The 19,037-nt window shown below is 68.3% G+C and carries 19 protein-coding genes; 4 read left to right on the forward strand and 15 right to left on the reverse strand.

The features are described from left to right. Nucleotides 1-27 precede the first annotated feature (27 nt). From DFR69_RS11560 to DFR69_RS11615, 12 genes are all read right to left on the reverse strand, one after another. The gene (locus DFR69_RS11560; RefSeq protein ID WP_244198206.1) at nucleotides 28-513 is read right to left on the reverse strand and encodes a h domain protein; all 486 of its coding nucleotides are present in this window, start codon (nucleotides 511-513) and stop codon (nucleotides 28-30) included. Then, nucleotides 510-1,352 carry a hypothetical protein gene (locus DFR69_RS11565; RefSeq protein WP_110037438.1) on the reverse strand — a complete coding sequence of 281 codons (843 nt, stop codon included), beginning with the start codon at nucleotides 1,350-1,352 and terminating at the stop codon, nucleotides 510-512. The genes DFR69_RS11560 and DFR69_RS11565 overlap by 4 nt, the downstream gene beginning before the upstream one ends. After that, nucleotides 1,349-2,752 (reverse strand): MCE family protein, encoded by a 1,404-nt coding sequence (locus DFR69_RS11570; RefSeq protein ID WP_110037439.1) that lies wholly within the window; start codon nucleotides 2,750-2,752, stop codon nucleotides 1,349-1,351. Before DFR69_RS11570 ends, DFR69_RS11565 begins: the two co-directional genes overlap by 4 nt. After that, a complete protein-coding gene (locus DFR69_RS11575) occupies nucleotides 2,749-3,969 on the reverse strand; it encodes an MCE family protein (RefSeq protein WP_110037440.1) in 1,221 nt (406 codons plus the stop codon). The genes DFR69_RS11570 and DFR69_RS11575 overlap by 4 nt, the downstream gene beginning before the upstream one ends. Beyond that, the gene (locus DFR69_RS11580) at nucleotides 3,966-5,228 is read right to left on the reverse strand and encodes an MCE family protein (RefSeq protein ID WP_110037441.1); all 1,263 of its coding nucleotides are present in this window, start codon (nucleotides 5,226-5,228) and stop codon (nucleotides 3,966-3,968) included. The genes DFR69_RS11575 and DFR69_RS11580 overlap by 4 nt, the downstream gene beginning before the upstream one ends. Further along, nucleotides 5,225-6,292: an MCE family protein gene (locus tag DFR69_RS11585; RefSeq protein ID WP_110037442.1), complete on the reverse strand. Its 1,068-nt coding sequence runs from the start codon at nucleotides 6,290-6,292 to the stop codon at nucleotides 5,225-5,227. Before DFR69_RS11585 ends, DFR69_RS11580 begins: the two co-directional genes overlap by 4 nt. Then, nucleotides 6,285-7,313: an MCE family protein gene (locus DFR69_RS11590; RefSeq protein ID WP_110037443.1), complete on the reverse strand. Its 1,029-nt coding sequence runs from the start codon at nucleotides 7,311-7,313 to the stop codon at nucleotides 6,285-6,287. Before DFR69_RS11590 ends, DFR69_RS11585 begins: the two co-directional genes overlap by 8 nt. Then, nucleotides 7,310-8,509, reverse strand: coding sequence for an MCE family protein (locus DFR69_RS11595; RefSeq protein ID WP_110037444.1), 1,200 nt, complete (start codon nucleotides 8,507-8,509; stop codon nucleotides 7,310-7,312). The genes DFR69_RS11590 and DFR69_RS11595 overlap by 4 nt, the downstream gene beginning before the upstream one ends. A 4-nt stretch (nucleotides 8,510-8,513) precedes the next feature. Beyond that, a complete protein-coding gene (locus tag DFR69_RS11600; RefSeq protein ID WP_110037445.1) occupies nucleotides 8,514-9,365 on the reverse strand; it encodes an MlaE family ABC transporter permease in 852 nt (283 codons plus the stop codon). A 6-nt stretch (nucleotides 9,366-9,371) separates the two neighbouring features. After that, a complete protein-coding gene (locus DFR69_RS11605; RefSeq protein ID WP_110037446.1) occupies nucleotides 9,372-10,136 on the reverse strand; it encodes an MlaE family ABC transporter permease in 765 nt (254 codons plus the stop codon). Nucleotides 10,137-10,460: 324 nt separating this feature from the next. Continuing rightward, a complete protein-coding gene (locus DFR69_RS11610) occupies nucleotides 10,461-11,363 on the reverse strand; it encodes a 3-oxoacyl-ACP reductase (protein WP_110037447.1) in 903 nt (300 codons plus the stop codon). A gap of 43 nt (nucleotides 11,364-11,406) precedes the next feature. Beyond that, nucleotides 11,407-11,595, reverse strand: coding sequence for a ferredoxin (locus DFR69_RS11615; RefSeq protein ID WP_019044780.1), 189 nt, complete (start codon nucleotides 11,593-11,595; stop codon nucleotides 11,407-11,409). Nucleotides 11,596-11,782: 187 nt separating this feature from the next. Here DFR69_RS11615 and DFR69_RS11620 point away from each other — a divergent pair, with 187 nt between their 5' ends. After that, nucleotides 11,783-12,976, forward strand: coding sequence for an acyl-CoA dehydrogenase family protein (locus DFR69_RS11620; protein ID WP_110037448.1), 1,194 nt, complete (start codon nucleotides 11,783-11,785; stop codon nucleotides 12,974-12,976). A 22-nt stretch (nucleotides 12,977-12,998) separates the two neighbouring features. After that, on the forward strand, nucleotides 12,999-14,096 hold the full coding sequence (locus DFR69_RS11625) for an acyl-CoA dehydrogenase family protein (RefSeq protein WP_110037449.1): 1,098 nt from the start codon (nucleotides 12,999-13,001) through the stop codon (nucleotides 14,094-14,096). A 59-nt stretch (nucleotides 14,097-14,155) separates the two neighbouring features. Here the strand turns inward: DFR69_RS11625 and DFR69_RS11630 are convergent, their stop codons facing one another. After that, a complete protein-coding gene (locus DFR69_RS11630; RefSeq protein ID WP_208643952.1) occupies nucleotides 14,156-14,527 on the reverse strand; it encodes a hypothetical protein in 372 nt (123 codons plus the stop codon). Nucleotides 14,528-14,588: 61 nt separating this feature from the next. Continuing rightward, entirely contained in the window at nucleotides 14,589-15,176 is a 588-nt protein-coding gene (locus tag DFR69_RS11635) for a TetR/AcrR family transcriptional regulator (RefSeq protein WP_110037451.1), read from the reverse strand. Nucleotides 15,177-15,276: 100 nt separating this feature from the next. Between DFR69_RS11635 and DFR69_RS11640 the strand changes: the two genes are divergently transcribed. Then, nucleotides 15,277-16,455, forward strand: coding sequence for an FAD-dependent oxidoreductase (locus tag DFR69_RS11640; protein WP_110037452.1), 1,179 nt, complete (start codon nucleotides 15,277-15,279; stop codon nucleotides 16,453-16,455). Between the two features lie 57 nt (nucleotides 16,456-16,512). On the opposite strand, the gene DFR69_RS11645 is transcribed toward DFR69_RS11640, so the two are convergent. After that, on the reverse strand, nucleotides 16,513-18,156 hold the full coding sequence (locus DFR69_RS11645) for an acyl-CoA synthetase (protein ID WP_110037453.1): 1,644 nt from the start codon (nucleotides 18,154-18,156) through the stop codon (nucleotides 16,513-16,515). Between the two features lie 60 nt (nucleotides 18,157-18,216). Here DFR69_RS11645 and DFR69_RS11650 point away from each other — a divergent pair, with 60 nt between their 5' ends. Further along, nucleotides 18,217-18,999, forward strand: a complete 783-nt coding sequence (locus tag DFR69_RS11650) for a crotonase/enoyl-CoA hydratase family protein (protein WP_110037454.1) — start codon at nucleotides 18,217-18,219, stop codon at nucleotides 18,997-18,999. Nucleotides 19,000-19,037 lie beyond the last annotated feature (38 nt).

The following is a 19,037-nucleotide window of genomic DNA, read 5'->3' on the forward strand; positions in this document are numbered from 1 at the left end:
ACAGGCCGGGCCGACGGACGGAGTGGATCAGACCGGCGTCACCTGGGACACCAGCCAGCGGTCGCCGGACTTGTCCAGCGAGACCCGCACCCGGCTGCCGGAGGTGTTGCCGTCCGGGGTGTCCTTGCTGGTGGTCAGCTGGTTCAGGTAGAGCAGCACCACGGCGTGCTCGGGCTCGGCCGAGACCACGCCCTCGGCCTGGGTGGTGGCCTTGACGGTGAGCTGCTTCTCCTTCGCGCCCGGCGCGATCGCTTCCTTGATCAGCTTCAGATAGTCGTTGCGGAAGGTCTCGGTCAGGCCGTCGGCCGCCTTGGGCAGTTCGGTGTCGACGGTGGCCGGCTCGTAGGTGAACATGGCGCTGACCGTGCGGCTGGCCGTGCTCATCGCGTCGGCCCGGGCCTGCTCGGTGCGGTCGTGCTGCCAGAGCTGGTAGCCGCTGACCCCGAGCACGACCGCGGCGATCAGGCCGAGGGCGGCGAGGCCGCCGAAGACGATCTTCATACGCTGGCTCATCCGACGAACTCCACCTTCGACACGGTCATCCCGGAGTCGGCGTTCGACACCGTGACCCGGAACCGGTACTGGCGCGACTGCGGTTCGGGCGAGCCGTTGTTGCTCACCGTCTGCTTCGCGGCGACGAGCACCTGCGCGGAATCGGCGTCCGCGCTGACGATGCCCGACTCGACCACCTCGCCGGTGGAGACCACGTTCGCCTGCTTCACGACCTCCATGAACGGATCGACACGGCCGTCGAACTCGGTCTTGAAGTCGCCGGAGGCCACCGACAGGATCCGGTCGATGTCCTCCTTGGCCGTGTCGGCGCGGATCGTGGTGAGGTTCAGCACCGCCTGGCGGGCGGTCTCGGTGTACTGCGCGCGCAGGTCCTCGTCCTTGTTCACCGAGTAGGCGGTGAACGCGGCGAAACCGGCGCCGACGACCAGGGCGAGCACGAGCACGATGGCCGCGGCCAGCGCCAGGACGGGCCCACGCTTGCGCGGGGCCGGTTCGTCGTCGGACTTGCTCAGGTCGACCGGCTCGCTCGCGGCGAGCTGCACGGTGACGTCCTCGGCCTTCGCGGTGGACTTCACCGTGGCGTCCGACGACTTCGCGGTCGCCTCGTCGAGCTTCACCGTCGCGTCCTCGGACCCGGCGGTGACCTCGGCGAGCTTCACCGTCGCGTCGTCGGTCTTCGCCGGCGCGTCGGTGACCTTCACCGTCACGTCGGCGTCCGCCGCCGGCGATACGGTTTCGCTCTTGCTGATGGTGACCGTTCCGGCCGCCGTCTCCTCGACCGGCGGACCGGCCGTGCGTGCGGCCCGCCGACGCGGGCGGCGGTTGTCGTTGTCGTTCATCGTTGCTGTTCCTCCAACATCGCCTGCCAGCTGGCCGGCACGGTGCCCGAGCCGTCCTCGGCGATGTCACCTTGGCGGTACGTGCGTCCGTCGGTGCCCAGATAGGCGCCTGTCGACGGATCATAGGGGCGCGCTGCGGCGGGGGTCACACCACCCGTCGATGCGCCTGCCGGTGCCGACGCCGGAGCGACGGGCTGAACCGGTCCGAACGGCGGGTTGTTGCCTTCCGGCACGTACCCGGTCCGGCACAGTTCGGGAGTGGGGGCCCGGCGGCCGGGGAACTCCATGCACGGCGTGTTGCGGATGCCGCGCACCGCGATGTTCGAGTCCTGCGGCACCTTGCAGTACAGCCCGGGTGGGGTGTCCATCGGGGTCAGGTCGCTCGGCTCCCGCCACTGGTCGGCGGGCAGGAAACCGGTGGTGCAGGCGGGCGGATCGTTGAGGACGGTCATGAAGTCGACCATCACGCCGTACTTCGCCGGGCCGCGAATGGCGGTGCGCAGCGCCGCGATCAGCGGCGGGAACACGACCATGAGCTGTTCGAGGCTCGCGTTGTAGGTGACGCCCACCTGCCCGAGGCTCACCAGATTGCTGGCGAGCAGCGGCAGCGTGGGGCGCAGGGACTGGAACTGGTTGGCCACCGTCTCCATCGCGGCGGGGCTGTTGTTCAGCAGACTCCGCAGCGCCGGGTCGTGCTCGCGCAGTTGGTCGGTGACCGTGGCCAGATCCGCTGTCCAGGACCGGATGTCGTCGGCCGAGCGGGTCTGGGTGTCCAGCAGCGGTCCGATCTGGTCGAGCAGCTTCTTGGTCGGCTCGATATCGGTCTCGGCCTGCTGCACCAGCAGCGCCGCCGAGTCGATGAAGCGCTGCAGATCGGGCCCGGCGCCGTTGAAGGCGAGGAACGCCTCGTCGATCACCTGGCGCAGGCGGGTGTCGGCGACCGTCGCGAGCAACTTGTCGGCCTGGTCCAGCATCGCGCCCACGTCCTGGGGCAGATGCGTGCGCTGCTCGGGGATCACCGAGCCGTCGCGCAGATTCCCCTCGGCGGGCTGCTCGCTGGGCACCAGGTCGACGTACTGCTCGCCGATGGCGGAGACACTGCGCACCCAGGCGCTCGAATCGGCGGGCACCTTGTAGTCGCTGTCGATCGACAGGTCGGCTTCGACGCCCGCCGTCGTCAGGCGGACCGCCTCGACCTTGCCGATGTTCTGGCCGCGGTAGGAGACGTTCGCGGTGGGGTACAGCCCGCCGGTGGCGGCCAGCTGCACCGTGACCGCGTACCGGCCGATCCCGAGCATCGCGGGCACCTGCAGATAGGTGCCGCCCATGACGACGAGACCGATCACGGTGAGCACCGCGAAGATCGCGAGCTGGACTCGCACGAACCGGGTGAGTGTCATCGACCCGCCCCTTCCTGGCCGGGCAGCGGCGCTGTGATACCGGGGATGGCGGGCAGACCGGGAATGGCGGGCAGCCCCGGAATGGCGGGCGCGGGCGCGGGCGGGGTGGCGAACGGCGCGGTGGCCGGGTCGGCCGTGTCGGTCGCGGTCGACGGCGCGAACGAACCGACGACGCCCTCGACACCACCGAAGCGACCGCCGAGCGGGGTACCGGTGAGCCAGTTGCTGTCGAGACGGCTGGCGGTCAGGTCGAACGTGATGAACAAGTTCATGTAGTCGCCCATGATCGCGTTGTCGATGTTCTTGATCGGGAAGGGGAACGTCGGCAGGATGCCCAGCGCCTGGATCAGATTGTTTCCGGTGTCGGCCAGCGTCTTCAGCACGGGACCGAGGCTGCGCAGATTGGCCACCAGGTTGTCGCCGCTGGTCTGGATGAGCCGCTCGCTGACGTCACCGAGCTCGCCGAGCGCGGTGATCGCCGAGGTGATGTTCGCCGACCGGTCGGCCAGGGCGGTGAGGGCGGGATGGATCTGCTCGATCGCCGCGGCGATCACGTCCTTCTGGCCCGCCAGCTTGACCGCGAGCTGGTCGAGGCCCTCCATCGCCGCGATGATGCTGCCGGTCTGGCGTTCCAGGCCGGTGGTCAGCTCGTTGAGCTGGGGCAGCAGATCGGCGATCTCGGCCTCGCGGCCGCTCACCATCGCGTTCAGCTCGGTGGTGATCGTCTCCAGCTGCGCGATGCCGCCGCCGTTGAGTACCACCGACAGCGACGAGAGGACTTGCTCGGTGGTCGGATAGGCGCCCGCCCGGTCGAGCGGGATGACGTCGCCGTCGCGCAGCTGTCCCTGCGGCGCGCCGGTCGTCGGCGGGGCCAGCTCGACGTGGTTGCTGCCGAGCAGACTGGTCTGGCCGATCTTGGCGACCGCGTTGGCGGGCAGGCGCACATCGGGGTTGAGCGAGACCGTCACCAGCGCGTGCCAGCCCTCGACCTCGATCCCGGTGACGTTGCCGACCTCGACATCATCCACCCGGACGGGTGAATTACGGGTCAGCGTGGTGACATTGGGCATCTGGATACGCACGGTGTACGAGCCGGGCATGCGCCCTTCCGAACCCGGCATGGGCAGGGAGTTGAGCCCGTCGAACTGACAGCCGGTGGTGCCGAGCGCGACGGCGACGCCGACGGCCAGCCCGGCGAGTGTGCGTTGCCGCCTCATCGCTGTCCTCCTGGAACGGCAAGCCCGGCAAGACCTTCGGGCACGGTGATGGGAGCGGCGGCGGGAGCCTGGGTCGGCTGGCCCGCGCCGGCCAGGCTCGGGTCGCTGTACACCAGCTGCTCGGGGAAGGCGGTGACGCCGCTGGCGGGGTTGGTCATGAGCGGCACGTAGTTCATCGCCAGGGAACTGATCACCGGCGCCAGGAACTCGGCGCACAGATCCGCGGACCGGTCGGAGTTGTTGTTCTCCAGCGCCCGGATCGAACCGCACAGGAAGCTCAGCGGATTGGCCGAGTTGTTCAGTGCGACAGCGCCGGTGAGCGAACCCTGCGCCGGCTTGTAGAGCTGGTAGAAGTTCACCATCGCGGTGGGGCCGGAGTGCAGCACCTGCTCGATCTGGGGCCGCTTGTCGACCAGCGTCTGGGTGACATCGGCGAGCTTCTCGACGCCCTCGGTCAGTTCGCCGCCGGTGCCCTCGAGGAACCGCTTCACGTCGGCGAGCGCGATGTCGAGGCTGTCCAGTCCGGCGCCGAGGTCTTCCGACGCGCCGGCCAGCACCGAGGACACCGACGCCAGCCTGCCGCTGAACTGCACGATCTGCTCGTTGCTGGCCGAGAGCACCTCGACGAACTTCTGCAGGTTGCGGATGGTGCCGAACAGATCGGTCCGCCCGTCCGAGAGGGTGGTCAAGGTCGCGGACAGCTCTCGCAGGGTGTCGCGGAACTTCTGCCCGTTGCCGTCGAGGTTGTCGGCCGCGGTGTCGACGAAGCGACCGAAGGAGCCCTGCTTGTCGTCGCCGACCGGGCCGAGCGCCGCCGAGAGCTTGGTCAGTTCGGCCTTGATCTCGTCCCACTCCACCGGCACCGCGGTGCGCTCGAGCGGGATCTGGGCGCCGTCGACCAGCTTCGGGCCGCCGCTGTAGGCGGGCGCGATCTGCACGAAACGCGCCGACACCAGCGACGGCGCGATGATCACGGCGCGCGCGTCGGCGGGCAGATCGACGCTGCTGTCGATGCTCATCCGCACCCGCACCTGGCCCTGGCCGGGTTCGATCGAGTCGATGCTGCCGACGGTGACGCCGAGCACCCGCACCTCGTCGCCCTCGTAGAGGCCGGTGGTCGAGGTGAACGCGGCGGTCACCTTGTTCTTGCCGCCCCCGGTGACGAGGTAGAGACCCACCGCCACCAGAGCCGCGATCACCACCACCGCCACCGCGATCGTCCAGCGCGGCAACCCGCGCACCTGCTGGGTCAAGCTCATCGCGGGGGATCCTCCTCAGCAGGAGCGATGTACGGCGTCCTCGGGTTGGTGAAGATGTCGATCAGGTCCTGCGGCACCTGTTCGGGCCAGACCAGCGCGTCGACGAGCGGGCGCAGTTCGGTACTGGTCGCGTTCACCACATAGGCGTTGAACCACGGTCCGTTGCCGACCTGCTCACCGAGCGCGGCGGCATAGGGGCCGAGGCCGTCGAGGGCTTCGTTGAGGTTCTGCTCGTTGCGCTGCAGCAGCGCGAGCACCGAGTTCAGGCGGTCCAGCGTCGGCCGCATCTGCGGCTCGTTGTCGGCGACCAGGCCCGAGAGCTGCCTGGCCACGTCGTCGACGTAGACGACGAGCTGGTTGATCGCGGCCCGGCGCCGGTCGAGCTCGCCGAGCAACTCGTTGCCGTCGAGGAGCAGCGTGTTGAGCTGGGTGCTGCGGTCGGCCAGGATCTTGGTGACGTTCTGCGCCCTGGCCAGCAGATCGCTCAGCGCCTGATCGCGCGCGTTGATGCTGCGCGAGAGCGCCGTGACACCGTCGAGCGCGTTGCGCAGCGGGCCGGGCGTCTCGGCGAAGGCCGCAGACAGGGTGTCGAGCGTCTTGTCGACCTGCTCCAGATCGAGATCGCGCACGGTTCCGCCGAGATCGCTCAGTGCCTCGTTGAGCGAGTAGGGCGAGGTGGTGCGGTCGACCGGAATCGTGTCGCGGGTACCGATCGCGCCGGGACCGCTCGGGACCACGTCCAGCGACTTGCGGCCGAGGACGGTGTTGGTCTTGATCGCGGCAGTGGTCTTCTCCCCCAGCACGATCGACTCGTCGAGGTCGAACTTCACCAGGACCTTGTCGCCGTCGAGGCTGACCTGCCGTACCTCGCCGGAACGCACGCCGGCCACATGCACCGGGTCGCCGGGCACGAGACCACCCGCGTCGAGGAAGTTCGCGGTGAAGGTCGCCCCCGAACGGATGAAGGGCAGTTCGGTGAATTGCAGTGTCGCGAGCGAGATCGTCACCGCCAGAACCACACCGACGATGCCGATCGTCGCCGCCGACGATTTGTTCTCATTCATTGGGCGTACACCTTCCGGTCGCCTGCAGACCCGGCGCGTGTACTTCCATCGGCAGCCCGTTGGGACCGGTGACCAGGAAGTTGGTGCCGCAGATGTACAGCTGCAGGAAGGAGCCGTAGGCACCGATCCGGATGAGCTTCTTGTAGGTGTCCGGCAGTTTCCCGAGCACCCACTCGATGTGATCGGAGCCCTCGTCCAGGTTCGTGGCGAGCCTGCCGGTCTGTTCGATGGTGTTGCGCAGATCGGGACGGGCCTGCACGAGCAGGTCGTTGACCTCCTGGGTCGCGCCGGCGATCCGCGGCAAGGCGTTGCCGATCGGGTCGCGCTGCGCGGACAGGTCGCTGACCAGGCGCTGCAGTTCCTCGATGGTGGTGGCGAACTGATCGCCGCGATCACTGATGGTGCCGAGCACGGTGTTCAGGTTGTCGATCACGCTGCCGATCAGCGCGTCCCGGTCGGCCAGGGTCTTGGTGAAGCTCCCGCCGCTGTTCAGCAGCGAGACGAGCGTGCCGCCCTGGCCCTGGAAGATCTGCAACAGCGCCGCGGTGAGGTCGTTCACCTGCGCCGGGTCGAGGCCACGCAGCAGCGGCTTGAAGCCGCCGAGCAGCAGATCCAGGTCCAGAGCCGGCTGGGTCTGCTCGCGGCCGATGGTGTCGCCGTCGGACAGCCGCCGCGCCGAGCCGGGGCCCTCCAGCAGTTCCAGGTAGCGGTCGCCGACGAGGTTCTCGTACTTGATCGCCGCGCGGGTGCTGGCCAGCACGGCGTATTTGGTGTCGACATCGAACTCGACGTGGGCGAGGTTGTCGTCGCCGACCTTCACCGAGGTCACCGACCCCACCGGCACGCCGGCGATGCGCACCTTGGCACCGGGCAGCATGCCCGAGGAGCTGGTGAACACCGCGCGATAGCCGTTCTCGCTGGAGAACCGCGCCTGACTCAAGACGATCGCCAGGCCGGCGAACACCAGCGTCATCACCACGGTGAAGATCGCCAGTTTGATCGTCGTTCCCGTGTTCCTCACCGCGTCACTCCCGGCAGTCCGTCCAGCAGCAGCTGGAACACCTTTGGCACACCGTGGAATTCGTGCTGGGTGTTCGGCGTGTACACCGAGCCCTCGCTGGTGTCGGTCACCAGATAGTCCGAATGACTCTCCGGCACCCGGTCCACCACGCCCTCGCAGCGCGGGCCACCGGTGGCGTTCACCTTGGGCAGGTCCTTCGGGTAGGTGTAGGGCTCGGCACCGAGCATGAAGCTGGCGTTCATGCCGACACCCGGCAACAGCCCGCCCATCATGTCCTCGGCGATCGGCATCAGCGGGCCGAGTCCGTCGATGACGCAGCCCAACGCGGGCGCGTACTCGAACAGCAGGGCGGTCGTCGGCCGCAGCAGGTCGAGCGCGGTCACCAGATCGTGCTCGTTCTCGCGCAGCACCGAGCCCACCGTGTCGGACAGCCCGATCACGTTCACCAGCACATTGTCGAGCTGCCCCTGCATCTCGCTGATCGTCTGCGAGGTGCCGGTCGCGTTGTCGACGGTGCGCAGCAGCGGGTCGGTGACCTCGCTGTACAGATCCGTCACCGCGGCGGTCTTGTCCAGATCCGACTGCAACGTGGGCAGGTACGGATTGAGTTCGCGCAGATAGCGATCCGAGCGGACGAGCAGGTCGCCCATCTTGTCGCCGCGGCCTTCCAGCGCGGTGCCGAGTGCGGTGAGCGTCGCGTTCAGCTTCTCCGGCTCCACCTGGGCGAGCACATCGGACAGATGCTGGAACAGCGTGTTGAACTCGACGGTCACCGAGCTCACCGAGACGGTGCTGCCGGGCGCCAGCGCCTTGGCCGCCGGCTGCTCCGGGACGATGAAGTTCACGTACTTGGCGCCGAACACCGTGGTCGACCGGATGTCGACGCCGGCGTTGGCGGGCACCAGCTTCAGCTGGTCCGGGTCGACTTCCAGGCGCAGCTGGGCACCGTCGTTGCGCAGGTCGATGTCGGTGACCCGGCCGATCTCGACCCCGCGCACCTTCACCTTGGCGTCGGGGTCGAGAACCAGACCCGTGCGGGGCGTATCCACCAGCACCACAGCGGTGTTGGTGAACGCACCCTGGAACAGTGCGATCGCGAGCGAGGCGCCCGCGACGAGCAGGCCGACCAGGGCGAGCGCGGCGAGCTTGCGCCCGAGCCCGCCCTGGAGTGCGGCAACGAACCGATTGGTATCCATCGCGCTATCCCGAGAGGTGGAAGTTGCCGGAGGTGCCGTAGATGGCCAGCGAGATCAGCAGTGTCACAGTGACGACCGCGACCAGCGAGGCCCGCACCGCGTTACCGACCGCGACGCCGACACCCACCGGCCCGCCCGCGGCGGTGAATCCGAAGTAGGTGTGGATCAGCATGACGGCCAGCGCCATGACGATCGCCTGCGCGAACGACCACAGGATGTCGCTCGGGATGAGGAACGTCGAGAAGTAGTGGTCGTAGACGCCCGCCGACTGCCCGTAGATCACGACCGTCGCGAAGCGGCTGGCCAGGAAGGAGGCGATCACCGCGAGCGCGTAGAGCGGAACGATGGCGATCAGCCCGGCCAGCACCCTGGTGCCGACCAGGAACGGCACCGGCCGGATCGCCATGGACTCGAGCGCGTCGATCTCCTCGGCCACGCGCATCGCGCCGAGCTGGGCGGTCGCGCCTGCGCCGATCGTGGCGGCCAGGCCGATCCCGGAGATCACCGGCGCCGCGATGCGGACGTTGATGAAGGCGGCGAAGAAGCCGGTCAGCGCTTCGACGCCGATGTTGCCGAGCGAGCTGTAGCCCTGGACGGCGATGGTGCCGCCTGCCATCAGGGTCAGGAAGCCGACGATGACGACGGTGCCGCCGATCACCGCCAACGCTCCACTGCCCATGCTGATCTCGGCGATCAGCCGAATGGTCTCGGTGCGGTAGTGCACCAGTGCGCGCGGTACCGAGCCGAGCGCCTTGACGAAGAAGATGGCCTTCTCACCAAGGGAATCCACGGATTTCGACGCACGATCGAAACGGCGGACCGTGCGCGGGAACTTGCTGCGAACAATGAATGCCATTTCGCCTCACCGCACCGTGAATTTCAGGCCGATCGCGGTGACGACCACATTCACCACGAACAGCGCCATGAAGGCGAATACCACCGTTTGGTTGACCGCGTCGCCGACACTCTTCGGCCCGCCTTTCACCTGCAGCCCGAGATAACAGGCGACCATTCCGGCGATCAAACCGAACAGGCCCGCCTTGACCTCGGAGATGATCAGTTCGGGCAGATTCGTCAGCAGCGGAATGCCATTGACGAACGCGCCGGGGTTCACGCCCTGCAGGAAGACCGAGAACGCGAAACCGCCGACGATACCGACGGTGCACACGAGGCTGTTGAGCATCAGCGCCACGAACATCGACGCGAGCACGCGCGGCACGACCAGCCTGCTGATGGGGTCGATGCCGAGCACCTTCATCGCGTCGATCTCTTCGCGAATCGTGCGCGCGCCGAGGTCGGCGCAGATCGCGGTGGCGCCGGCGCCGGCGACGATCAGCACGGTGACGATGGGCCCGACCTGCGTGACAGCGCCGAACGCGGCGGCCGCCCCGCTGAGGTCGGCGGCGCCGATCTCACGCAACAGGATGTTGAGGGTGAAGACCACCAGCACCGTGAACGGGATCGCCACCAGGAGGGTCGGCACGATCGAGACGCGGGCGACGAACCACGACTGATCGATGAACTCGCGCCATTGGAACGGTCGACGGACGGCGGCCTTGGCCACGTCCGCGCCGAGTTCGAAGAATCCGCCGACCGCCCGCAACGGGACAGCAAGGAGGTCGTTCATGCGAATTCCTCCTTCGTCGACGGGCGGATCAATCGATCCGCGTATCCGTACTTCACCGCCACCCCGTTCTGAAGACTGCCCAAACACTAGAACATGTTCCTGTTGATGTCTGGCGTTTGGAAAGACTTTTACCAGTACATTTTCAGGAAATGTGCCACCAAAACTGAAACGTGTGCTGACCGGATACGCTGAACCTCCTGTGAGGCGTCACACACCTCGACGCTCATGTCTACCAATAGCTGGACCGCCGTTCAACACAACACGGCAGACATGAGCGACGCGGTGCGCGGCGGGCCAACATCCGGCAAACCGGCGCGCCGGGAATCAGCCCAGATCGCGGAGCGCGCGGGCCGAGAAGGTGTGGTCGGCGGGACGCTCGGAGAAGTAGCCGGACAGCGTTGTCGCCAGGTCGGCCTCGGACCACTCCGCACCCGCCGCGTCGAAGCGCTGTTCGACCTCGGGCGCCGCCATGAGGGCGACCATCGGGCCGTAGACGACGAACACCTGCCCGTTCACCGCGTCGGCGGCGGGCGAGGCCAGGTAGGCGACGAGGCGGGCGACATGCTCGGGCGCCAGCGGGTCGACCGTGCCCTCCGGGGCGTCGGAGAAGACGGCCTCGGTCATCGCGGTCCTGGCCCGTGGGCAGATCGCGTTCGACCGCACGCCGAACCGCGAGAGCCCACGCGCGGCCGACAGCGTCAGCGCGGTGATGCCCGCCTTCGCGGCGCCGTAGTTGGCCTGCCCCTCCGGTCCGAGCAGACCTGCCTCCGAGGAGGTGTTGACGAGCCGGCCGTAGACCGGTTCGCCCGCGGCCTTCGACGCCGCGCGCCAGTAGGCGCCCGCGTTGCGGGAGAGCAGGAAGTGACCGCGCAGATGCACCGCGATCACCGCGTCGAAGTCCTCGTCGGACATGTTGAACAGCATGCGGTCGCGGGTGATGCCCGCGTTGTTGACGACGATGTCGAGGCCGCCGAGGGATTCCTGGGCGGTCGCGATGAGCGCGTCGGCCGTCGCCCGCTCGGCGATGCTGCCGCCGACGAACTCCGCCTTGCCGCCGAGTTCGCGAATCGCGGCGATGGTCTCGGCGGCGGCATCCTCGGTGAGGTCGTTGACGACGACCGCGGCGCCCGCCGCCGCCAGCGCGAGGGCCTCGGCCCGGCCGAGCCCGGCGCCGGCGCCGGTGACGATGGCGACCCGGCCGTCCAGTGAAGTCTGCATCACACTCATCGGGCCGACTTTAGAACGTGTTGCACTTTACGACAAGTGGCGATCACGCCAACCTCAGCGCGGCCTTGGGACACTGCGCCACCGCTTCTTCGACATCGGCGACGCGATCGTCGGCGACATCGCCCTCGAGGACGTGCAGATTGTCGTCGTCATCGAGTTCAAACATGTCAGGGGCGATTCCTACGCACACGCCGTTCGCTTCGCACCGGTCGAAATCGACGATGATCTTCATGAGAACTTCCTTCCACGCGGTCTCGGCGACCCTAACCCGGACAGTACGGTCCACGGAGCGGAACCGCCGCCGATTCACTGTCAATACTGGAACATGTTCCAGTTCATATGCAATGATCGGTTTCGGCGGGGCGCACCCCCTCTGCCCCGCCACCGTCCGTTTCGCAGCAGATACCGAGGTAGAACCCATGCGCGTCGCGTATACGCCGCAGCAGGAAGAATTGCGCGCCGAGCTGCGCGAGTACTTCGCCGGCCTGATGACGCCGGAGCGGCGCAAGGCGCTGAGCCTGCAGACCGGCGAATACGGCGAGGGCGATGTCTACCGCGAGGTCGTGCGCCAGATGGGCCGCGACGGCTGGCTCACGCTGAGCTGGCCCAAGGAGTACGGCGGCCAGGATCGCACGACGATGGATCAGCTGATCTTCGTCGAGGAGGCGGCCATCGCCGGCGCGCCGGTCCCCTTCCTCACCCTGAACTCGGTCGCGCCGACGATCATGCAGTACGGCACCGAGGAGCAGAAGAAGTTCTTCCTGCCCAAGATCGCCTCCGGTGAGCTGCACTTCGCCATCGGCTACTCCGAGCCGGGCGCGGGCACCGATCTGGCCTCGCTGCGCACCGCCGCGGTGCGCGACGGCGACGACTTCGTGATCAACGGCCAGAAGATGTGGACCAGCCTGATCGCCTACGCCGACTACATCTGGCTGGCCGTGCGCACCGACCCGACGGCCAAGAAGCACAAGGGCATCACGATGTTCATCGTGCCCACCGATGTCGAGGGCTTCTCCTGGACGCCGGTGCACACCATGGCCGGGCCCGACACCAGCGCCACGTACTACCAGGATGTGCGGGTACCCGCGTCGTCGATGGTCGGTCCGGAGAACGGCGGCTGGTCCCTCATCACCAACCAGCTCAACCACGAGCGGGTCGCGCTCACCTCGGCCGGGCCGCTCTCGCTCGCGGTCAACCAGACGGTGCAGTGGGCGCGCGAGACCACCGGCCCCGACGGCAAGCGGGTCATCGACCAGGAGTGGGTGCGCCTGAACCTGGCGCGCGTGCACGCCAAGGTCGAATACCTCAAGCTGCTGAACTGGGAGATCGCCAGCCGCGCCGACCAGGGCGGCGAGGCGGCGCCCAAGCCGTGGGACGCCTCCGCGTGCAAGGTCTACGGCACCGAGCTGGCCACCGAGGCCTACCGCCTGCTCATGGAAGTCGTCGGCGCGCACGGCCATCTGCGCCAGGACTCCCCCGGTGCCGCGATGCTCGGCAGGCTGGAGCGGATGCACCGGGCCGCGCTGATCCTCACCTTCGGCGGCGGCACCAACGAGGTGCAGCGCGACATCATCGCCATGACCGCCCTGCGCCAGCCCGCCGCCGCCCGCTGATCTCGAAAGCCGGTATCCCCTCATGGATTTCACCCCCACCGAAGCGCAGACCGACCTCGCCCGGCTGACCGGCGAGATCTGCGCCAAGCTCGTCACCGCCGACCGCCTGCGCGAACTCGACACCCAGGGCCGCTACGACGAGCAGCTGTGGAAGTCGCTCGCCGAGACCGGCGTGCTCGCCGCCGCCCTGCCGGAAGACCTGGGCGGCAGCGATTTCGGCACGCTCGAGCAGTCCGCGATCCTGCGTGAACTCGGCCGTGTCGTCGCCGCGGTGCCCTACCTGTCCTCGATCGTGCTGGGCGCCGGGGCGCTGGCCCGCTTCGGCGATGCCGAGCAGCGGCAGCTGGCGGCCAGGGCGGGCACCGGCGAGGTCGTGCTGACGGCCGCGCTGGCCGAGGAACTGCGCGCCACCACCGACGCGCCCGCCATCGTCGCGGAGTCCGCTGGTGACGCGTGGACGCTCACAGGTTCCGCGACCACCGTCCCCTACGCTGACCGGGCCGAGCGGATCCTGGTGCCCGCCAGCGTCTCCGGTCGTCCCGCCGTGTTCGTCGTCGACCCCGAGCACGCCTCGGTGACCAGGACCGCGCAGCAGGTCGTCGACCTGAGCCCCGAGTTCGCGGTCGAGTTCGCCGCCACCCCGGCCACCCTGCTCGGCACCGTCGAATCCGGCGCCGACGTCCTCACCTGGCTGCGCGAGCACGCCTGGCTCGGCCTGTCGGCCCTGCAACTGGGCACGCTGGAGCGCGCGCTCGAGATCACCGCCGAGCACACCCGCACCCGCGAGCAGTTCGGCAAGGCCATCGGCTCGTTCCAGTCGGTCGCCCAGCGTCTCGCCGACGCCTACATCGACATCGGCGGCCTGCGCCTGACCGTCACCCAGGCCGCCTGGCGCCTGAGCGAGGGCCTGCCCGCCACCGAGTCCGTCCACATCGCCAAGTTCTGGGCGGCCGACGCGGGCCACAAGGTCGCCCACACCGTCGTCCACGTGCACGGCGGCCTCGGCATCGACCGCGACCACATCACCCACAACTACTTCACCGCCGCCAAGCACAACGAATTCGCCCTCGGCGGCGCCACTCCCCACCTCCTCGCCCTCGGCGCGGAACTGGCGAGCTGATTTCTCAACACACCCACAGCGGGCCGGGCAGAAATGCCCGGCCCGCTGTCGTTCATGCCTTACGAACGCGTGCCGAATCGGGTGAATCCCGTGAGGAACGGCCGCTCTGTGACAGCGCCGGCCGGACCGGAAGCCAGCCCAGCGCGCACAGCCTCCGACATCTCCCCGAAGGTTGCGAACGACTCGACGGTGCAGTGCGCCATCACGTCCTGGATGTAGGGATCCGACATCTCCCAGTGCGCGAGCACCGCGTCGGAGTCGCCGTAGAGCTGGAAGCTGTGTGCCAGTCCCCGCTCCTCGTCCACGAAGACCTGCACCATCAGCTGCGGGCCGTGCTCCTCGACGAACGCGACCGCCCGTGACACCGCCGCCGTGAATTCCGCGAGATGTCCCTCGGTGATCCGCATGGTGTTGTGAAACAGAATGCTCATGCCCCGATCCTGAAACATCGACCGAGGTTCAGGTCAAGGGCGGTCTCAGACGAAGCGGCTCTCACGCGGCGCCAGGGGTCGAGGTCAAGTAGCGCTGGAGGGTGGGTGCGATGTCGGTGACGATCTGGGTGGGGGTCAGGTCGACGACCGGGGGGATGCGCAGGATGTAGCGGCACAGGGCCAGGCCGAGCAGCTGGGTGACGATGAGGGCGGCGCGGCGGGGGGCGTCGGCGGGGGTGCCGAAGCGCAGGACCGCGGGCAGGACCTGCTCGGCGAAGATCGCGCGGACCCGGGCGGCGACCGCGTCGTCGGTGATCGAGGAGCGCAGCAGGATCTGCAGGACGGTGTTGTCGCCGCCCTCCCAGATCGCGAGGAAACGACGGATCAGGACCTCGCCCATGGCATCCGGATCGGTGGCGGCGAGATCGGGGAGCTCGAGGTCGATGTCGACGGCGGCGGCGAACAGACCGTCCTTGCTGCCGAAATAGCGCATGACCATGGACGGGTCGATCGCGGCGTCGGCGGCGATGGCGCGGATGGTCGCCTTGGCGTAGCCGTCGGCGGCGAAGCGGGCGCGCGCGGCGGCGAGGATGGCGGCGCGGGTGACATCGGAGCGCCGCGCCGGGGTGTCCTGATCGGCGGAAGTCATGCCAACGATTGTAGGCCAACAAGTGTTGACTTTCCCCGAAGCCCCCGCTTATCGTTATGCCTACAAGCGTTGGCAAACAAGCGTTGACCAGGAGTCGCAGATGTCCGCCACCCAGCTCCCCGAATCCACCTCCGTCGTCATCGTCGGCGCGGGCCCCGCGGGCCTCACCGCCGCGATCTTCCTCGCCGAAGCGGGCGTCGACCACGTCCTGCTCGACCGGCTGAGCGAGGGCGCCAACACTTCCCGCGCCGCCGTCGTCCACGCCAGGACGCTGGAGGTGCTCCACGGACTCGGCATCGCGGAGGAACTCGTCGCGCGGGGCATCGAGGTGCCCACGTTCAAGGTGCACGACGGCCCGAAGACGTTGGCCACCATCGAATTCGGCGAGCTGCCGACCGCGTTCCCCTACACGCTGATGATTCCGCAGGACGTCACCGAGCAGATCCTGCTCGACCGGCTGCACCGCGCGGGTGGCTTCGTGCACCGCCCGTTCACGGTCACCCGCGTGGCGAACGAAACCGGCCGTGCCACCGTCGAATACACCGATGCCGACGGTGTGCCGGGCGCCATCACCGCCGACTACGTGATCGGCGCCGACGGGATGCACAGCGTCGTCCGCGAGCAGGCGGGCATCGGCTTCACCGGCGACACCTACCCGGCCTCGTTCATCCTCGCCGACGTCACCATGAGCTGGCCGACCCCGCGAACCGAAGTCTCCCTGCACCTTTCGCCCGAGGGCGTCACCGTGGTCGCCCCGCTCCCCGACACCGAACAGCACCGCTACCGTGTCGTCGCCACCGTCGACGAAGCCCCAGAACACCCGACCCGGACCGACATCCAGACCCTGCTCGATGCCCGCGGCCCGGCGGGCGAGGTGCGAGTCGACGAGGTCCTGTGGAGCTCACGCTTCCGCGTCCACCACCGCGTGGCCGATCACTACCGCGCAGGCCGCGTCCTGCTGGCAGGCGACGCCGCCCACGTGCACAGCCCCGCGGGCGGCCAGGGCATGAACACCGGCATCCAGGACGCGGCGTTGCTGGCCGACCTCCTCACCGAAGTCCTCGCGGGCGAGCCGGATTCACTGCTGGACCACTACGAGACCGTCCGTCGCCCCATCGCACTCGAGGTCGTCGCCTTCACCGACCGCATGACCCGCATGGCCACCCTCCAGTCGGCACCCGCCCGCTCCGCCCGCAACACCGCCATGCGCCTGCTCACCGCCATCCCGGCCGTCCGCGGCAAACTCGCCTACCAACTCGCCGAACTCGCCAACCGCTGAACGCACGACAACGAGCCCTTCCAGCCACGGCTGGAAGGGCCCGTCATGATCGACGGCCTAGGCGGATCCCGCCTCGGCGTGCTCGTCGGCGGGACGCTCCTCGGTCTGCGACTTCGCCCAGCGGTAGTCGGGCTTGCCAGCGGGGGAACGCTTGATCTCGTCGACGAACCACAGGCTGCGCGGCTGCTTGTAGGACGCGATCTCCTGCGTCAGCACCGGCTTCAGTTCGGCCAGGGTCGGCCGCTTGCCGTCGCGACACTGGACGACGGCGACCACGCGCTGACCCCAGCGGGCGTCCTCGACGCCGACGACGAGAGCGTCGAAGATGTCGGGATGGGCCTTGAGGGCGCCCTCGACCTCCTCGGGGTAGATCTTCTCGCCGCCGCTGTTGATGCTAACCGATCCGCGGCCGAGCATCGTGACGGTGCCGTCCTCCTCGACGCGCGCGAAGTCGCCGGGGATGGCGTAGCGAACTCCGTTGAACTCCTTGAACGTCGCGGCCGACTTGACCTCGTCCTTGTAGTAGCCGAGCGGGATATGGCCGCTGCGGGCGAGCAGACCGACGACGCCGGACCCCGGCTCGACCGGGTTGCCTTCCTCGTCGAGGACCTGGGTGGCCGCGTCGATCTTCACCCGCGGACCGCCGGTGTGGGTCTGGCCCTTGGTGATGGTCGCCAGGCCACCGAAGCCGGTCTCCGAGGAGCCGATGGAGTCGGTGAGCATGCGGTTGGGCAGCAGTTCGAGGAACTTGTCCTTGAGCGGCGGCGAGAACAGCGCCGCGCTGCTGGCCAGCACGTACAGCGTCGAAAGGTCGTAGGGCTCACCGGTTTCCGGGTTGCCCTCCTCCAGCGCGTCGAGCATCGGCTGGGCCATCGCGTCGCCGGTGATGAAGATCAGATTGATCTTGTGCTTGTCGACGGCCTGCCAGACCCCGTGCCCGCTGAACTCGGGGATCATCACGGCCTTGCCGCCGCCGAACAGGCTGTGGAAGGTGGCCCACTGCGCGCCGCCGTGGATCATCGGCGGGATCGGGTACCGCACCATCTGCGGGTTGGCCGCGCCGACCTTGGCCAGCTCCCACTCGTCCTTGACGTACTCGCCGGTGATGAAGTTGATGCCGGCGCCGAGCACCCGCCACACGTCCTCGTGGCGCCACATCACGCCCTTGGGCAGGCCGGTGGTTCCGCCGGTGTAGAGCATGTAGATGTCGTCGGGCGAGCGCTCACCGAAGTCGCGCTCGCCGGAGGACTGAGCCAGCGCGGCCTCGTACTCCACGGTGCCGGCCGGGGTCGCCCCCTCCGTGCCGTCCTCGACGACGAGGACGGTCTTCAGACCCGGCACCTTGGCGCGGACCGCTTCGACCTTGTCGGTGTAGCGCCGCTCGTGGATCAGCGCGACCATGTCCGAGTTGTCGAAGATGTGCAGCAACTCGTTCTCGACATAGCGGTAGTTGACGTTGATCATCACCGCCCGCGCCTTGAAGATCGCCACCATCGCTTCGACGGCTTCGACTGTGTTCCTGGAGTAGATACCGACTTTGTCGCCGGGCTGCACACCCTGTTCCTGCAGGTAGTGGGCCAGTTTGTTGGCTCGCTCCTCCAGTTCGGCGTAGGTCGACTCACGATGTTCGCCGACCAGCACGATCCGGTCGGGCATCAAGTCGACGGCGTGTTCGACGAGATCGGCTATGTTGTAGCTCACAGAGACAAAAATAGAACGTGTTACTGTTTCTGACAAGACTGAACGTCAGGAGACATCGAAATGGCCCACTGTCTGGTCGAGAAGCGAGACCACGTCCTCATCGTCACCATGAACCGCCCCGAGGCGCGCAACGCACTCTCCGGCGAGATGATGGCGATCATGCGCGACGCCTGGGATCAGGTGGACAGCGATCCCGACATCCGCGTGGCGATCCTCACCGGCGCGGGCGGGGCCTTCTGCGCCGGAATGGATCTGAAGGCGATGAGCTCGCAGCACCCGGGCGACACCGCGTCGGCGGGCAGCTGGGATCCGGCCTACCTCCCCGCGCTGCTGAAGGGCAGGCGCCTGTCCAAGCCGCTGATCGCGGCGGTCGAGGGTCCGGCCATCGCGGGCGGCACCGAGATCCTGCAGGGCACCGACCTGCGCGTGGCAGGCGAGAGCGCCAAGTTCGGCGTCTCCGAGGCCCGCTGGGGCCTGTTTCCGCTCGGCGGTTCCGCGGTGCGGCTGGCCCGGCAGATCCCGTACACCGTCGCCGCCGATCTGCTACTGACCGGTCGGCACATCACCGCCGCCGAGGCCAAGGAGATCGGCCTGATCGGCCACGTGGTCCCCGACGGTACCGCGCTCGACAAGGCGTTGGCGCTGGCCGGCCAGATCGCCGACAACGGCCCGCTCGCCGTGCAGGCGATGCTGCGCACCCTGCGCGAAACCGAGGCCATGCCGGAGAACGAGGCGTTCCCCATCGAGGCGAAGATCGGCATCGAGGTGTTCAAGTCCGCCGACGCCAAGGAAGGCCCGCGCGCCTTCGCCGAGAAGCGCAAGCCGAACTTCACCGGATCCTGATCCGGAAGACGCCACAGGGCGCCGGGCTCGCGGCTCGG

It is taken from the genome of Nocardia neocaledoniensis (genome assembly GCF_003182135.1).
In the GTDB taxonomy this organism is placed as follows: Bacteria; Actinomycetota; Actinomycetes; order Mycobacteriales; family Mycobacteriaceae; genus Nocardia; species Nocardia neocaledoniensis.

Excerpts from the sequence above, each read along its gene's own strand:
- DFR69_RS11640 (WP_110037452.1), top strand. The coding sequence starts at position 15,277 with ATGTCCGCCACCCAGCTCCCCGAATCCACCTCCGTCGTCATCGTCGGC.
- DFR69_RS11565 (WP_110037438.1), bottom strand. The coding sequence starts at position 1,352 with ATGAACGACAACGACAACCGCCGCCCGCGTCGGCGGGCCGCACGCACG.
- DFR69_RS11610 (WP_110037447.1), bottom strand. The coding sequence starts at position 11,363 with ATGAGTGTGATGCAGACTTCACTGGACGGCCGGGTCGCCATCGTCACC.
- DFR69_RS11620 (WP_110037448.1), top strand. The coding sequence starts at position 11,783 with ATGCGCGTCGCGTATACGCCGCAGCAGGAAGAATTGCGCGCCGAGCTG.
- DFR69_RS11570 (WP_110037439.1), bottom strand. The coding sequence starts at position 2,752 with ATGACACTCACCCGGTTCGTGCGAGTCCAGCTCGCGATCTTCGCGGTG.
- DFR69_RS11630 (WP_208643952.1), bottom strand. The coding sequence starts at position 14,527 with ATGAGCATTCTGTTTCACAACACCATGCGGATCACCGAGGGACATCTC.
- DFR69_RS11625 (WP_110037449.1), top strand. The coding sequence starts at position 12,999 with ATGGATTTCACCCCCACCGAAGCGCAGACCGACCTCGCCCGGCTGACC.
- DFR69_RS11605 (WP_110037446.1), bottom strand. The coding sequence starts at position 10,136 with ATGAACGACCTCCTTGCTGTCCCGTTGCGGGCGGTCGGCGGATTCTTC.
- DFR69_RS11560 (WP_244198206.1), bottom strand. The coding sequence starts at position 513 with ATGAGCCAGCGTATGAAGATCGTCTTCGGCGGCCTCGCCGCCCTCGGC.
- DFR69_RS11595 (WP_110037444.1), bottom strand. The coding sequence starts at position 8,509 with ATGGATACCAATCGGTTCGTTGCCGCACTCCAGGGCGGGCTCGGGCGC.
- DFR69_RS11580 (WP_110037441.1), bottom strand. The coding sequence starts at position 5,228 with ATGAGCTTGACCCAGCAGGTGCGCGGGTTGCCGCGCTGGACGATCGCG.
- DFR69_RS11615 (WP_019044780.1), bottom strand. The coding sequence starts at position 11,595 with ATGAAGATCATCGTCGATTTCGACCGGTGCGAAGCGAACGGCGTGTGC.
- DFR69_RS11635 (WP_110037451.1), bottom strand. The coding sequence starts at position 15,176 with ATGACTTCCGCCGATCAGGACACCCCGGCGCGGCGCTCCGATGTCACC.
- DFR69_RS11585 (WP_110037442.1), bottom strand. The coding sequence starts at position 6,292 with ATGAATGAGAACAAATCGTCGGCGGCGACGATCGGCATCGTCGGTGTG.
- DFR69_RS11575 (WP_110037440.1), bottom strand. The coding sequence starts at position 3,969 with ATGAGGCGGCAACGCACACTCGCCGGGCTGGCCGTCGGCGTCGCCGTC.
- DFR69_RS11600 (WP_110037445.1), bottom strand. The coding sequence starts at position 9,365 with ATGGCATTCATTGTTCGCAGCAAGTTCCCGCGCACGGTCCGCCGTTTC.
- DFR69_RS11650 (WP_110037454.1), top strand. The coding sequence starts at position 18,217 with ATGGCCCACTGTCTGGTCGAGAAGCGAGACCACGTCCTCATCGTCACC.